This is a genomic window from Terrisporobacter vanillatitrophus, from assembly GCF_051148895.1.
GTDB classification, from domain to species: Bacteria; Bacillota; Clostridia; order Peptostreptococcales; family Peptostreptococcaceae; genus Terrisporobacter; species Terrisporobacter vanillatitrophus.
Window position 1 is genome coordinate 1,904,018 of the sequence record NZ_CP154625.1, and the last position, 15,282, is coordinate 1,919,299.

At 26.0% G+C, this 15,282-nt stretch carries 16 protein-coding genes; 10 read left to right on the forward strand and 6 right to left on the reverse strand.

Features of this window, described 5'->3' with window-relative positions:
- The first annotated feature begins 37 nt into the window (after nucleotides 1-37).
- Nucleotides 38-826: a CPBP family intramembrane glutamic endopeptidase gene (locus tag TVTCOM_RS09615; RefSeq protein WP_434799601.1), complete on the forward strand. Its 789-nt coding sequence runs from the start codon at nucleotides 38-40 to the stop codon at nucleotides 824-826.
- A gap of 93 nt (nucleotides 827-919) precedes the next feature.
- Here TVTCOM_RS09615 and TVTCOM_RS09620 read toward each other — a convergent pair whose 3' ends face one another.
- Both TVTCOM_RS09620 and TVTCOM_RS09625 read right to left on the reverse strand, forming a co-directional pair.
- Entirely contained in the window at nucleotides 920-2,023 is a 1,104-nt protein-coding gene (locus TVTCOM_RS09620) for a DUF1648 domain-containing protein (protein ID WP_434799602.1), read from the reverse strand.
- A complete protein-coding gene (locus TVTCOM_RS09625; RefSeq protein ID WP_434799603.1) occupies nucleotides 2,016-2,405 on the reverse strand; it encodes a GntR family transcriptional regulator in 390 nt (129 codons plus the stop codon). The genes TVTCOM_RS09620 and TVTCOM_RS09625 overlap by 8 nt, the downstream gene beginning before the upstream one ends.
- Nucleotides 2,406-2,859: 454 nt before the next feature.
- Here TVTCOM_RS09625 and abc-f point away from each other — a divergent pair, with 454 nt between their 5' ends.
- Nucleotides 2,860-4,398: a ribosomal protection-like ABC-F family protein gene (gene abc-f, locus TVTCOM_RS09630; protein ID WP_434799604.1), complete on the forward strand. Its 1,539-nt coding sequence runs from the start codon at nucleotides 2,860-2,862 to the stop codon at nucleotides 4,396-4,398.
- A gap of 79 nt (nucleotides 4,399-4,477) precedes the next feature.
- Here abc-f and TVTCOM_RS09635 read toward each other — a convergent pair whose 3' ends face one another.
- Together TVTCOM_RS09635 and TVTCOM_RS09640 are read right to left on the reverse strand one after the other, a co-directional pair.
- Nucleotides 4,478-5,224, reverse strand: a complete 747-nt coding sequence (locus TVTCOM_RS09635) for a DUF6873 family GME fold protein (protein WP_434799605.1) — start codon at nucleotides 5,222-5,224, stop codon at nucleotides 4,478-4,480.
- Between the two features lie 107 nt (nucleotides 5,225-5,331).
- A complete protein-coding gene (locus TVTCOM_RS09640; protein ID WP_434799606.1) occupies nucleotides 5,332-5,772 on the reverse strand; it encodes a hypothetical protein in 441 nt (146 codons plus the stop codon).
- Between the two features lie 268 nt (nucleotides 5,773-6,040).
- On the opposite strand from TVTCOM_RS09640, the gene TVTCOM_RS09645 reads away from it, so the two are divergent.
- On the forward strand, nucleotides 6,041-7,300 hold the full coding sequence (locus TVTCOM_RS09645; protein ID WP_434796464.1) for an IS110 family transposase: 1,260 nt from the start codon (nucleotides 6,041-6,043) through the stop codon (nucleotides 7,298-7,300).
- A gap of 212 nt (nucleotides 7,301-7,512) precedes the next feature.
- Here TVTCOM_RS09645 and TVTCOM_RS09650 read toward each other — a convergent pair whose 3' ends face one another.
- Nucleotides 7,513-8,499, reverse strand: a complete 987-nt coding sequence (locus TVTCOM_RS09650) for a hypothetical protein (RefSeq protein ID WP_434799607.1) — start codon at nucleotides 8,497-8,499, stop codon at nucleotides 7,513-7,515.
- A 197-nt stretch (nucleotides 8,500-8,696) separates the two neighbouring features.
- Between TVTCOM_RS09650 and TVTCOM_RS09655 the strand changes: the two genes are divergently transcribed.
- Nucleotides 8,697-9,467, forward strand: a complete 771-nt coding sequence (locus tag TVTCOM_RS09655; RefSeq protein ID WP_434799608.1) for an arginase family protein — start codon at nucleotides 8,697-8,699, stop codon at nucleotides 9,465-9,467.
- Between the two features lie 138 nt (nucleotides 9,468-9,605).
- Nucleotides 9,606-10,373, forward strand: a complete 768-nt coding sequence (locus tag TVTCOM_RS09660; RefSeq protein ID WP_434799609.1) for an AAA family ATPase — start codon at nucleotides 9,606-9,608, stop codon at nucleotides 10,371-10,373.
- Nucleotides 10,374-10,501: 128 nt separating this feature from the next.
- Here TVTCOM_RS09660 and TVTCOM_RS09665 read toward each other — a convergent pair whose 3' ends face one another.
- Nucleotides 10,502-10,918 (reverse strand): Fur family transcriptional regulator, encoded by a 417-nt coding sequence (locus TVTCOM_RS09665; protein WP_434799610.1) that lies wholly within the window; start codon nucleotides 10,916-10,918, stop codon nucleotides 10,502-10,504.
- Nucleotides 10,919-11,146: 228 nt separating this feature from the next.
- Here TVTCOM_RS09665 and TVTCOM_RS09670 point away from each other — a divergent pair, with 228 nt between their 5' ends.
- The 5 genes from TVTCOM_RS09670 (at nucleotide 11,147) to TVTCOM_RS09690 (ending at nucleotide 15,278) form a co-directional block, all read left to right on the forward strand.
- The gene (locus TVTCOM_RS09670) at nucleotides 11,147-12,079 is read left to right on the forward strand and encodes a metal ABC transporter substrate-binding protein (RefSeq protein WP_434799732.1); all 933 of its coding nucleotides are present in this window, start codon (nucleotides 11,147-11,149) and stop codon (nucleotides 12,077-12,079) included.
- 25 nt (nucleotides 12,080-12,104) lie between these two features.
- On the forward strand, nucleotides 12,105-12,791 hold the full coding sequence (locus TVTCOM_RS09675; RefSeq protein WP_434799611.1) for a metal ABC transporter ATP-binding protein: 687 nt from the start codon (nucleotides 12,105-12,107) through the stop codon (nucleotides 12,789-12,791).
- 23 nt (nucleotides 12,792-12,814) lie between these two features.
- Nucleotides 12,815-13,582 (forward strand): metal ABC transporter permease, encoded by a 768-nt coding sequence (locus tag TVTCOM_RS09680; RefSeq protein ID WP_434799612.1) that lies wholly within the window; start codon nucleotides 12,815-12,817, stop codon nucleotides 13,580-13,582.
- A gap of 204 nt (nucleotides 13,583-13,786) precedes the next feature.
- Nucleotides 13,787-14,410 carry a DNA-binding protein gene (locus TVTCOM_RS09685; protein WP_434799613.1) on the forward strand — a complete coding sequence of 208 codons (624 nt, stop codon included), beginning with the start codon at nucleotides 13,787-13,789 and terminating at the stop codon, nucleotides 14,408-14,410.
- A 37-nt stretch (nucleotides 14,411-14,447) separates the two neighbouring features.
- Nucleotides 14,448-15,278, forward strand: a complete 831-nt coding sequence (locus TVTCOM_RS09690) for a hypothetical protein (protein ID WP_434799614.1) — start codon at nucleotides 14,448-14,450, stop codon at nucleotides 15,276-15,278.
- The last annotated feature ends 4 nt before the right edge of the window (nucleotides 15,279-15,282 follow it).

Consider the following 15,282-nt stretch of genomic DNA (forward strand, 5'->3'; position numbering starts at 1 on the left):
TTAGGGGAAAGAGGTGACTATTTTGGAAAAGAGAATTATGAAAAATAAGAGTTTAAATAAAAAGGATCTTAAAATAAGTTTAATTATAACTTTATTATGTTCCATAGGCACTATATTTGTATTGTTATATCAAAGTAATTTAGTACCAAGTGAAATAAACGGAATGTCTAAAGATGTCATACTTCTTATAAGCTTTTTACAATCGGTTGTACTAATTTTTATAGCTAGCTTCTTAGGTTTAAAACTAGCAAGAGCAACTAACTTTAATAAAGGTATTTTAGGATGGGCTTATTCACAAGGTGAAAATAGATATAGAATAAATAAAAAGAGTTTAGCAATTGCAATAGGAATATCGTTTTTATGTGCTACATTAATGATGCTAAGTGAAAAATTTTTATGGTCAGTATATATACCAGAGATTAATGATTCTATGTATAAATTTGACATAATCTATTTATTATCAGGAATAATTTACGGAGGAATTGCAGAAGAAGTATTACTTAGATTATTTACTTTATCTTTCATAGTATTTATATTATATAAAGTCTTTGCAAGAAAAAAAGATAAAACTAATATACCTAATAGCATTTATTTCATATCCATATTCATAGCAGCAATTTTGTTTGCTATAGGGCATTTACCAATGACTATGTCAATCTTTGGGATTGTTGATATGGCAGTAATACTTAGAATGTTAATCTTAAACGGAATACCTGGAATTTTCTTCGGATATTTATATTGGAAGAAGGGATTAGAATATGCAATAATTTCTCATATGTTTATTCATATATTTACGCAATTATTTTGGTCTCCCATATTATTTTAATTAGAGATATAAATTTAAATAATTGATAAAAAAGTAATAATCTCTATTAAAAAATGGAGTAATGTAAAATTAATTTACATTACTCCATTTTATTTACATATTAAATGCTATATAAAGCACAAATAATATTATTATAAAAGGTGAAACAAATAATACTTTTCCTTTAGTATTTCCTATATTTACAGTCCATCCAACACCAAATCTTTTTTGCACAAATAAAGAAGGATCATTAGGATTATTATAAAAAGTACCTAATAACCAATTATTATCGTCATCATCTACTGAATAAACAGCAGACTTAGATTTACTAGGTGATTTATAATATAAATATATTTGATAAATTGCAGCTACAATTAGTGATATTGTACAAGGCCACATTACAAAAACATTAACGCCGCTTGCATTAGCAGTAGCAATTAATATAGTAATAAATAAAATCTGACAAGATAAATTTATTACGAAAAAAGTAAGAGCAAATTTCTTTAAGTAATTTAAATGAAGTTTTTTACTTTCTGCAATATTATCAGTATTTAATTTACCTCTAGTTTTTAGAGAGTATATAGCACTAATACAAATAATAATTCCTACGCCAACACTCATAATTATGGGACCAAGTACAGATACCAAAGATTTTTTTGAAAAAGCATCAGCCTCACCAGTTATACCCCAATGAGTAGGAATAATGTCAGGCATAGAATTATATTGAGTAAGAGTATAAATTCCCATTAGTACAGTAACAACTACAGGAATTATAAATAGTATGGAATATTTTTTTATAATTCTATTTTTTTCATTAATAAAATCTGTGTCTAATACTAAACGAGTTTTTTCTAATTCTAAATCTTTTATTTCTATTGATAAATCTTGTTTTAAAGCTTTTACCTTATTATGGATATACAAAAATACACCAAACTGATATAAACAAAAAGCTAATATGGGAAAAATAGAAGAAAGTTCATAAGCTTTAAATACATAAATACATACTAATGTAATTATTGCAAATACAATAAATCCTAGGCTAACAAGTAATTTAAATTTCTTGTCTAAAGATTTAAATTCTTCTTTAGTAAAGTAATCACTATTTAAACTAATACCATAAAACTGTCTTTTTCCACTTAAAGCTTGAGTGAAATATATCATTATATACAACAAAAATAATGTGGGGATATTTATAATAATTGCCATGGTACTATTCATAATTTTTCACCTCATAATTTTCAAAGAATTTATTGCTAAAATCTATAAATTCTTCTTTGGATATACCTAAAAGGTAGCTCTGTGCAGTCAAAAGTTCAAGCATAGATTTTATTTTTTCTGTATTATCTTCTTTTTTAGGTAATGGCAACGTATTTACCATAGCACCTTTTCTTCTATCAATATTAATATAGCCTTCATCTTTAAGTAAATTATAAGATTTATTTACTGTATGAAGGTTTACTCCGATTTCCTCAGCCATATTTCTAACAGAAGGTAGAGATTCATTGATCTTCAAATCACCACTGGCAATTGATTTTATTATTTCTTCTTGAATCTGTGTATATATGGGAACATCACTGTTAAAATCCAAATTTAATATCATTTTATCACTCCAAACTATAATATATTTGTTCTATATATTATATAACAAAAATTAAATATATTACAACTAAATACAAAATAAAATTTGACTATTTAGTTATATGGATATATAATGATTACATTAAATAACGGAGGTGATCAGGTAAAGTGAGAAAATAATCTTATTCAAAATATATAGTTTAATAGGTTTTTTAGAGTGTTTACAAATACTCTATTTATTGAGCCTAAAACTACTTTAAATTGAGGATAAGATTAATATTAAAGTACTCTAATTACCTGAAACACAAGCTAAGAATAGCTTTATTTCTGTGCGTAAATACTTAGAAGAATTATGTCTTTCTTGATTTAAGGTAGAAAAATACTTAAATTTGAGGAAGATTTTTTTATGTAATTATATATAAATTAATTTTCCTTGTGAGGAGATGATTGTCATAGCACAAATAAATATTAATAATTTGAGTTTTCAATATGATACACACGGAGAGGATATATTCAAAAATGTATCATTTAGTATAGATACTGATTGGAAACTAGGTCTAATTGGTAGAAATGGTAGAGGAAAAACAACTTTTTTAAAACTTCTAATGAGTGAGTATGAATACAGTGGAACAATTAGTAGCACGGTTAAATTTGAATACTTTCCAATCAAAGGGGGTAACAAAAATGATACGGCCTTGGAAGTTGTAAGAAATTCTATAGCTCCATTTTCTAAATATGAAAAAGATATGGAAAAGTATTGTAATTTACCAGAAAGACTAGATATTTACGGAGAAATTTTAGAAAAATATATTTATAATGATGGATATATTATAAATGAATTAATTGAAAAAGAAGTAAATTTGATTGGTTTGGATAAAAGTATACTTACTAGAAATTTTACTACATTAAGTTCAGGTGAGCAGACAAAGCTACTTTTAGTAGGCTTATTTTTAAGAAAAAATCATTTTTTATTAATAGATGAGCCAACAAACCATTTAGATGTAGACGGAAGAGAAATTGTGGCAAAATACTTAGCAAGTAAAAAAGGATTTATAGTAGTGTCCCATGACAGAACTTTTTTAGATACAGTAGTTGATCATATACTTTCTATTAACAAAGCAAATATAGAAATACAAAAGGGTAATTTTTCAACTTATCAATTTAATAAAGATAGAGAAGATGAGTTTGAAAAAGCTCAAAATGAAAAGCTACAAAAAGATATACAAAGATTACAAAAGACAGCAAAACAAAAATCAAATTGGTCTTATGAAATTGAATCAAAAAAGAAGGGTAATGGTCCTTGTGATAGAGGTTTTATAGGACATAAATCAGCAAAAATGATGAAAAGAGCCAAGTGTATAGAAACAAGGCAAAATAAGGCCATAGAAGAAAAATCAAAACTACTAAAAAATTTAGATGTGGCTGAAAAGTTGGACTTATTGAAATCAAAGTTATCAAATATAGATGTATTAGAAGTTCATAACTTAAAAGTTAACTATGGAGAAGAGGATATATTTAAGGATGTAAGTTTTAATATAAAACCTGGAGAAAGAGTTTGGTTATGTGGAAAAAATGGATCTGGAAAATCAAGCATTATTAAATTAATAATGGGTGAAAATATTTCCCATGATGGATATATAAAAAAAGTAGATAATATATCATATATTTCTCAAGATACATCTTATTTAAAAGGTAATCTTAATGATTTTGCAAAATCGTTAAATATAGATGCAGAGTCTATTAAAAGAACATTGGTGAAATTAGGATTTAATAATATTCAATTTGAAAAAGATATTAATGAGTGGAGCGAGGGACAAAAGAAAAAACTGCTTATAAGCAAAAGTTTATGTGAAAAGGCACAATTATATATTTGGGATGAGCCACTAAACTTTATAGATGTTATTTCTCGCATGCAAATAGAAGATTTAATACTTAGTGAAAATCCAACTATGTTATTTGTAGAGCATGATACTTCCTTTGGAGAAAAAATAGCAACAAAGATAGTGAATATATAAATTATAAATAAAAGAAAGGCATATTTAATAAAATGTGCCTTTTTTATATTTGTTACTATAATATTAAAGCTAAACTTATCTAAAGTAAGGGAATTAAAGAACCTAAATCAGTAAGTTTGTCTTCTTTAAGAGAAATTATTTTTTTATTTCGCATTGAAACAAAGCTTTTGATCTCTTGAAAATTTGGATGATTTTGTATATTTCCAAAGAATGCAAGAGTATCATCGCTTATTAAGCCACTACATCCTCCAATAAAACCATAGTTTAATTCAAACAAATCTATGTGGCCCTTATCAATTAATAGACAATCAATATTATGCTTAGTAACTTCCTTATAAATTCCTTCATCAGAAGTAATAATTGAATTTTCGTCAACTATACATGTGGAGCACTTACAATAGCCCTGTTTAACGTTAATTTTTTCCATATTATTTTTTTCAATATAATCTAGTAGAATACTATCTGTATATTTAAAATTATGAATTACTTTATTTCCTAATATAACAAGGTTATATTGAATATTATTAGGATATTTGCTACCTATAGGTAAGTTACCTTTAATTACATTAAATCCTAAGGGTGTTAAATTTTCATAGTAATAATCATATACATTTGGAGCTACTAAAATATTATTATCATTTAATTTAACAACGCATATATCAGGGTGGTAACTTATGGCATTATAAGTTTCATTACATTTTATAGTTTTAATTAAATTTATATTAAGTTTATTTAGATTATTAATAATATCTTTACATGCCCTATTATCAATTAATGCTAAACTTATTTTTTTATTTGGAATAAATGATGATTTTATAAATTTCATTATGAATTCTCCTTGATTTATTTTTAATTATAATATAAAACAAATAAAAAAAATAATCCATTAAATATTGATTAATGGATTATTTTTGAAAATTAAACTATGTAGCTTTATTTATACATTTTATCTTCATTATCTAAAATTTTGTCAGCATCTATTTTTTTGTCAATGGCTATTTTTATAGCATCTTCAATTGTTTTTCCTGAAGCCATTAAACTTGTTGTATTATAATTGATTTTATCCAGTGTTCCAAAGCAAAACTTACATTCTGATGTAAAACAAAGAAGAGTGAAGTGACCATCATATTTTTCTTTTGAGATATAATCTGCTACGGCTATTGCATGATTTAAATCCATATGATCCATATTGCTTACAAATTTAACATCATTCTTTGAAACTATACTTTTTTCTTTTTTATCATCTAGCTTTATTAATACTTCTACTTGGTTTAGTTCTTTTATAAAAACGCCTCTTGATATATTATTGTCGTTTTTATATAATACTCTATCTCCAAAATTCATAAAAACTATCATTCCTTTCGCTGTGCTCAAGGCACAAAATTGGATGAAAAATGGTATAATACATACATTTTTCGTTAATAAATCTAATAAGTAAGTAAATATACTACAGAGCACGGCGGGGTAAGTGAGAAAAGTGCCTATCGGCAAATCCGCATAAAAACTTGTGCCGAATATCTATCTAAGTACAAATAATTGTGCCATGAGCACGTAAGTTAATCTTTGTTTTAGCAAAGACCGTTAAAAAACTAGGATATTCAGTCAATGTTTACTTACTTAATTTTTTATTTAAGGTGATAAAATGCTTAAAATTGTTCATCCAGTATGTTGTGGTATTGATGTTCACAAAAAATTTATAGTAGCTACAATTGCTTCTACTAATTCTAAAAATATCACAACATATAAAACTAAAAACTTTCAAACATTTACCCATAATTTAATTGAATTCAAAAACTGGTTATTAAGTAACAATTGTACTGAAATATGCATGGAAAGTACCGGTAAATACTGGTTACCAATCTATAACATTCTTGAAGATACTTGTAATATTACACTTGCAAATCCTAAATTTATAAAAAATATTCCTGGTAAAAAAACTGATAAACGTGATTCTTTATGGATTACAGATTTACACAAGCATGGTCTAGTTAGGGGGAGTTTTATTCCTCCAAAACAAATCAGAGAACTTAGAGATTTAATGAGATACAGAAGTAAATTAGTTAATTTTCGTTCTAGTGAAAAAAACAGAATTCAAAATTCATTAACTGTATCTAACTTAATGATTTCTAGCGTTGTATCTGATACATTTGGTAAATCTTCTTCAGCTATTATTAAATATGCATTGGATCATCCCGAAAAGCTGAATATTGATTATACTGAATTTCTTCATGCTAGACTACTACCTAAAGCTGAAGAAATAAATCTATCTATGCAAGGCAATATATCTAAAGAGCAATCAAGCAAAATGAGAGTTTCATTTAACCATTTTGACTATATAAATAATTGTTTGACCCAACTAGATAATGTAATTTCTATCATTTCTTCAGACTACCAGGATCAAATATCTTTACTTTCTTCCGTACCAGGAATTACACCTAAGTCTGCCGTAGGCATAATTTCTGAAATAGGTGTTGATATGTCTAAATTTGATACATCAAAGCACCTTTGTTCTTGGGCAGGATTAACGCCTCAGAACAATGAAAGTGCAGGAAAAAAGAAAAGTGTTCGTATAAGTCGTGCCGGTTTATATTTAAAACCTTTGCTTGTTCAATGTGCCAATGCAGCTATTAAAGATAAATCATGTCCTTACTTTAAATATAGATATGAATCTATTAAAAAAAGACGTGGACATAAGAGAGCTATAATAGCTATTTCAAGAATGCTACTTACTTGTTGTTACAATATGTTACTAAATAATAAAGAATTTAATTCTTCATTATACGATTCTTACTTAAGTGATTGTGTAAATCAAACTAAATCTATAGATAGGATGATTAAATATCTACAAACTCAAGGATTTGTAGTTCAAACACAAGTTGAAGAATCACTTGGAATTACATGATAATTAACCAGTAAATCAATTTTCCACAAACTCCGTTTTTATTTTTTTTAATATTTAAAGGGAGTTATTTAGTGTGCAATCCCTTCGGGTATCTTTTTTCAAGTTAACACCCCCCTTATAAATATTATAATAGAAAATTGTATAAAATACATAAATCATAAAAATAAAAAAATATAAAAAAACTATGCATATAAAAATGCATAGTTTTTCTATTATTTGAACTCAACGTTATTGTTTTCTAATGTAGTTTTAAATCCTTGTAAGAAAGATTCATATCCTTCTTCTTTGCTTTTACCAAGTGGATTGTCATTTTCTAAAGCATCGTATATTTCTCTACAATAGCTTGATGATGATGTAGAAATGTTTTGACCTATATATTCTATAGCAGCATTTACTCCTGCATCATATATTTGACTTTTTACAGCTTCAGATAATTCTAGGTATTCAGGATAAGTATCGTCTGAATCATCTGTATTAGAAGAATTATTATTAGTATTGCTATTATCAACAACAGGTTCATTTGTTTCTGGTTTAACAACATTTTCAGTTGTATCATTTACAGCTTCATCACTACTTGAAGTATTCTCAATTGAAGTTATTAGTTTAGAAATAAATGAATCATTGTAAGCATTTTTATAAATATTTGCAATAGTGTATTCTTTTATTGTTGTAATTTTAACTTCATTTTCAAAATCATCATCTTTTGAAGTTGAAGAAGCCGATAACTGATTTTTATAGTATATGTAGAAATCATTAATATCATAGTATTTCTTAGTAGCATTTAAAGTTGCTTTATAAAGTCTAGATGAAATCTCATGCATTCCATTACTATCTAAAGTAACGTCTTGAGAATTTCCACCTTGATTACCGTATTTTTCAAAATATGATTCTACAATATTAAGACTTCCATCTTGTGCACTAGAATAAGATTTTAATAATTCTACTAATTCTTCTTTATCTTCTTTAGAAGTGATTTCCTTTACAATTGTTTCAAACTCATTTTGTAAATATTCATCAGAATAATTTTCTGTTGAATAAAAAGCATCTTTATAAGTTTTTGCGCTGTATTCCACACTTCCATCTAAAGCTGTAGTATCTTCAGTCATTACAAATTCCTCATCTTTAGATTTATTACATCCAACTAAAAAAGCTAATGGAAGACTTAGAGCAATTATAAGACTAAGTATTTTTTTATTCATATTTCTCTCCTTTTATTTAAACAAAGAATTTAATAATAAATATTTTGGAATTTATTATAAATGATATTCTATCATATTTTGTCAATTTAGAACACTATTTGTAAGAATAATTAAGAAAAAACATGACAAATACTTCAATAAAATGTAATAAAATCTAATTGAGGATAAAAATATCTGAATAAAGGGGGAAAGTATTTATGGAAAAAATATGTATATTAAATTTCAATAATACTTATGAAAATCAAGACTTTTACAAAAACAAAAATTACGAAATAGTTGATTTAAGTGACTTAAAAAATGTTAGCAGATATTGTGATGAAAAATCCTTAGAAATGATACGGAAAAGACTTAGTAAATTTTATGATTCAAAGGTGAAATTTATTGATTCTGGCAATTATCATTATGTTTCTTATTTAATATTGGAAAAAATTAAGCAACCATTTATTTTAGTTTTATTTGATCATCATACAGATATGCAACCTTCATTTTTTAAGGAACTAATGTCTTGTGGTTGTTGGGTGAAAAAGACATTGGATGAAAATAAATATATTCAAAAAGTTATAATTATAGGAGCTAAGGAAAAACAAATTAATTCTATTGAAGAAAAATATAGAGATAAAATAATTTGCTTTAGTGAAGAGTTTATTGAAACAAATTATAATTGGGAAGATTTTTCCCAAAATTATATTAATTATCCTATATATATATCTATTGATAAAGATATTATAAATTCTAAAGAAGCTAAAACTGATTGGGATCAAGGAAATTTTACATTAAGTGAATTAAAGAAAATTTATATGGGCATATGTAGAAAACATGAAATAATAGGCGTAGATATTTGTGGTGATTCATCTTATGATAATAAATTATTATTAAACAATTATAATAAAATAAATAATAAATGCAATAAAGAAATATTAGACATAATAGAGAAAGAATTTACAAACGAATTAGAAATGAATGTATAGAAGATTTTGGGATATTAAGAATAGAAAATTAGCAAAGCCAATTTTTTTTATAAAAAAATGTTAAATTTGGTAGAACTTTGCTATAATTTAGATAGATAGTTAACAAATAAATCTAAAGGCATAAGGGGGAAAGTAGCTATGTCATACAATATAGCAGTTGCAGGTAAAGGTGGTACTGGAAAAACAAGTTTAACAGGGATACTTATTGATTATCTTACTAAAGAAAAAAAGGGTGAAACTTTAGTAGTAGACGCAGATGCAAACTCTAATATAAATGATGTATTAGGAATGGAACTAAATGGTACAATAGGAGAGATAAAAGAAAAAGCAAACCAAATGGAGCAAAAAAGAGAACAATATCCAGGTGGAATGACTAAATCTCAATATTTGGAATATGAATTAAATTCTATTGTTGAAGAGGGAAATGGATATGATTTACTTGTAATGGGTAGATCAGAAGGTGAAGGTTGTTATTGTTTTGTTAATTCTATCTTAAAAAGACAAATTCAATTAATGTCTAATCACTATGATTATGTAGTTATGGACAATGAAGCTGGCATGGAACATTTAAGTAGAAAAACTCTTAGAGAAATAGATGATCTATTGCTAATAAGTGATTGTTCAGCTAGAAGTATAGAAGCTGTGGCAAGAATAAGTGATTTAGCTAAAGAAATGGGAATAAGAGTTGGAAGAACATCTTTAATAGTAAATAAAGCACCTAATGGAGAGCTAAATGATGGTGTGAAAAGAGAAATTGAAAGATTTAACTTAAATTTACTTGGAGTGGTTCCTATGGATGAAATGATATTTGAATATGATTGTAATAGAAAACCATTAGTTGAATTACCAGAGACTTCTAAAGCTAGAATAGCTGTTAAAGAGATTTTTGAGAAATTAAATATTTAATATAAAAGAAACAGTATAAATTTTTTTATACTGTTTTTTAATTTATTATCAAATTTCTAATTACAAGTAGTTGTGAAAGAGAAAATAAAAGTCCTATTAACTAGATGAAGTCTAGAATAGGACTTTTGTTATATTTTCTTAGCACATTCAGGACAGATGCCAGTAAATTCTAAGTTATGACTAGTGATTGTGAAGCCTGTTTCATCACATAAATCATTTTCAAATTTTTTTAAAGGACAACAACTTACTAATACAACTTTATTGCATAAAGAACATATTAATTGATGTTTATGTTCTCTATTATTAATTTGATAATAAGTTTTCCCATCGTTACTCAATTGTTTTAATAAGATATTTTTTTCAGTTAGAGCACTTAATGCCCTATAAACAGTAGACAAATTTATATTAACTTCCTTTGAAACTTGTTCTAATATATCTTCAGATGTAAGAGGGCTATCGGAGCTATTTAATACAGAAAGTATTATCATTCTTTTTTTAGTAGTTTTTAAATTGGCTGATTTTAAAATATTGTCTTCATTATTCATACTTTTCACATCCTTAAAAAATAAAAAATAATATGTTTCTTATAGTAATACTAAGAAAAGGATAAACTTATTATATGACTTTGTCAATAAAATATAAATGCATATGATTTGCACTTGACGAATATATATATAAGTAGTATTATTTATTTAGCAATGCAAATGAGAGGGGTTATCATTTACAAAATAAACTTATTAAACATATAAATTAAAAAGGAGTTGGAAATGAATATGAAAAAAATAATATCCTTACTATTAGTTATACCTATGTTGTTTACAATAGGTTGTAGTAAAGAAAACAAAACTGATGAAAGTTCACAAGGAAAGATAAAAATATATACTAGTATATATCCGTTGTATGATTTTACTAAAAAAGTTGGAGGAGATAAAGTTGAGGTAACAAATTTAGTGCCTGCAGGAACAGAACCTCATGACTGGGAAATATCAACGAGTGATATTGTAAATTTGGAAAAAGCAGATATGCTTATTTACAATGGAGCAGGCATTGAAAACTGGACGGATAAAGTTATAGATACCATAGAAAACAAAGATATTGTATATGTAAAAACAAGTGAAGGATTAGACATACATAAGGCAGGAAAAGAAGCTAGTAGTAATAAAAAGAATGAAAGTAGTCACGGAGATTTGGATCCTCATACATGGCTTAGTATAAAAAATGCAAAAATGGAAATGGAAAATATTAAGGATGCTTTAGTAAAGTATGATTCTGAAAATACAAAGTATTATGAAGAAAATTATGAAAGATATGCCAAAAAATTTGATGAGTTAGATAAAAAATACTCTGATACTTTGAATCCAATTAAAAATAAAACAATAATAGTTGCTCATGAAGCTTTTGGATATTTATGCTCAGACTATGATATAAATCAAGAAGGAATAGAAGGATTAACACCTGATAGTGAACCAGACCCTGCAAGAATGAGTGAAATAATTAAATTTGCAAAAGAAAATAATGTAAAAACAATATTCTTTGAAGAACTTGTTAGTCCAAAAGTTGCTGAAACAATAGCAAAAGAAATAAATGCTAAAACAGAAGTATTAAATCCATTAGAGGGTTTAAGTGAAAAACAAATAAACAATGGTGAAGATTATTTTAGTGTAATGGAAAAAAATTTAGAAGTATTGTATGAATCAATGAAATAATTCATACTAAATTTGGGAGGCATATATGAAAAATATAATATCTATTGAAAATGTATCCTTTGCTTATAATAAGGAGAATGTGTTACAAGATATTATTTTATCAATAGATGAAGGAGATTTTGTCGGTATTATTGGTTGTAATGGTAGTGGAAAAAGTACACTTATGAAGCTTTTAATAGGACAATTAAGTCCATCAAAGGGAAAAATAAAATTATTTAATGAAGATTTAGATAAAAGTAATAATTTAAATAAGATGGGGTATGTACCGCAAATATCACTATCTAGTGGAGCAAACTTTCCAGCTACAGTAGAAGAAATTGTTATGGCAAACTTATACTCTAAGATTGGATTTATGAAATTCCCTAAAAAGGAACATAAACAAAAGGTAAAAGAAGCTCTAAAAATTGTGAATATGGAGGACTACTCAAAAAGGTTAATAGGTAACTTATCTGGAGGTCAACAACAAAGGGTTATGATTGCAAAAGCTTTAGTTAGTGATCCTAAAATTATAATTTTGGATGAGCCAACAACAGGTATTGATGCTGCTTCAGAAGAGCAACTGTATACTCTTCTTGCAAAATTAAATAAAGAGTCTAAAATAACAATAGTTATTGTTAGTCATGACTTTGCAAAAATATCTAAATATACAAATAAAATATTTGTTGTTGAAAATAATAAGATATCTTTAATGAGTAAGGAGAATGAGGTGTAGACATGATTTTTGAATATGATTTTATGAGGAGAGCATTTATTGTAGGAATATTACTTGCTATTATTGTACCTTGCATAGGTATTATAGTAGTCTTAAAAAGATTATCTATGATAGGAGATGCACTATCTCATTCATCTCTTGCAGGTATTGCAGCAGGTTTAGTGTTTAATATTAATCCTGTACTTGCAGCTGTAATAGCTTCTTTGGCATCTGCCTTTAGTATAGAATTTATAAGAAAAAAAATACCTAAATACTCGGAAATGTCCATAGCAATTATTATGTCAGCTGGAGTTGGTTTGGCTGGTGTGTTATCAGGATTTGTAAAAGATTCAGCATCATTTAATAGTTTTTTATTTGGTAGTATTGTTTCAATAACAGATTTTGAATTATTTATGGTAATAGGAATAAGTTTATTAGTTATAATTGCTTTTATATTATTATATAAAGAATTAATGTATATTGCTTTTGATGAAGAAGGAGCAAGACTTGTGGGTATACCAATAAAGACTGTTAACTTTATTTTTACCATATTAACAGCTTTTACAGTATCTATAGCGGCTAGAACAGTAGGTGCATTAATAGTTTCATCTATGATGGTTGTGCCAGTTGCTTGTGCAATGAAATTTGGAAAAAGTTATAAATATACAGTATTGCTATCAATATTGTTTGCTGTAATTTTTACAATCATAGGATTAACAATATCATATTATATAGGATTAAAGCCTGGTGGTACCATTGTATTAACTGGTGTTATATTCCTTATTTTAACCATAATAATTAAAAGAGATTAAAGCAAGTGAATACTTCACTTGCTTTTTATAGTGGTGTGCCCAGCATGGCCAACACTATCCTAAATTTCTAGTAGTAAATGTAGCAGTTTTATTTATATGAAATGGGAAGAAAAATAATATTATGTAGTAGATTTGCTGAAAAATATATGTGATGAAAGAAATTTATGGTACAATTATAAAAAAAGGAATATGACGGAGGCAATTATGAATTCTAAAGACAGAATAGAATTATTTCTAAAATATCAAAATCAAAATATGTCCTTTGAAGATATTTCTAAAGAATTAGAAATAAAACCTGCTACACTTAGAAGAAGTTTAAATAAAAGTGGATATAAATCAGAAAAGGGAATATATGTAAAATCTATTGATGAGTCACAATTATCATTTGACAGTGTGAATAATACAAAAAAAAATTCAAAAAGTAAGTTAAAGACAAATGATATAAAAGAAACAACTAAAAATAAAGAAACAACTAAAACTAAAACTAAAGAAACAAAGGAAAAAGTAAGTAAGAAGAAATCAACCATACTTAAAAAGGATAAAAAAATAAATATTAGTCAGGATGACATAGATAAATTATGTGAAGTTTATGATTGGTACATAGAAGTAAAAGATAATAAAGTTTTTAGACCTAAGAGATTATCTAATAAAAAAGATATTATACTAGATAATGAAGAAATTAATGATTTTAAATCAGTTAATATTAGAGTAGAAAAACAGACTTGGGAAGACTTTGAGAGACTGTGTAGTAACTCATCTTATAATAAAAAAGAAGTTTTAACGCAGGCCTTAAAAGATTTTATGAAAGCATATAAGAACCTTCTTTAAGAAATGACCTATTAGAATGAAAATGAGGTGCAAGTATATGAATAACATTATGAAAAAATCAATTTTACTTATTCTTATATTAATAGTTTTAATAATAGGTATAAATATTATTACAAGTGTTAAAGAAACAAAATATAGTGAATACGAATCAGGTACTATAAATAGTAGTAATGCAAAAGCATTACAAATTGATACTAATAGAATTACTAATTTATCAGAAAGAACAGGAAATAATGTTACTGCCATGACTAAGATAAAAAATATATCTAAATTGAATTTAAGTCAAATAGTATTATTTTATGATGAATTGGATAAGAATGATAATGTTGTATCTGACTCTAAAATTGATATTGATATAACATTAAGTCCAAATGATATAATGCAGGTGCAATTTACACCAAAAGATTATACTGACTCCATCGAAATTACAGGTTATACATATATAGCAGAAGATTGTAGCGTGGTTGTAAATTTAAAGGATAATGAAACAAAAACATATGAGAATAATAAGTATTTAGAAAATAGTAAAAATTATGATGTAATGTCAATAAGTAAAGACAATAATAGAGCTAAGCAAAATGATTTAAATTTCACTATAGAAATTGAAAATATATCAGATAAAAATCTAGGAAATATTGTTTTGAAAGTTGCAGAAATAGATAAAAATAAAGAAATAGTAAGAGTTGATCATATAATATATAATTCTATTTTAAAACCAGAACAAAAGGACAAAATAATAAGTTCTTTATATGATTCACATTACGATATTAAAATTTTGGGTTATACATATGATGATATGGAAAATAAGAGTAATGTAGATATTGATTTAATCACAAGTAAAGTAAATATAGTTGAGAATGGACAATAATAAT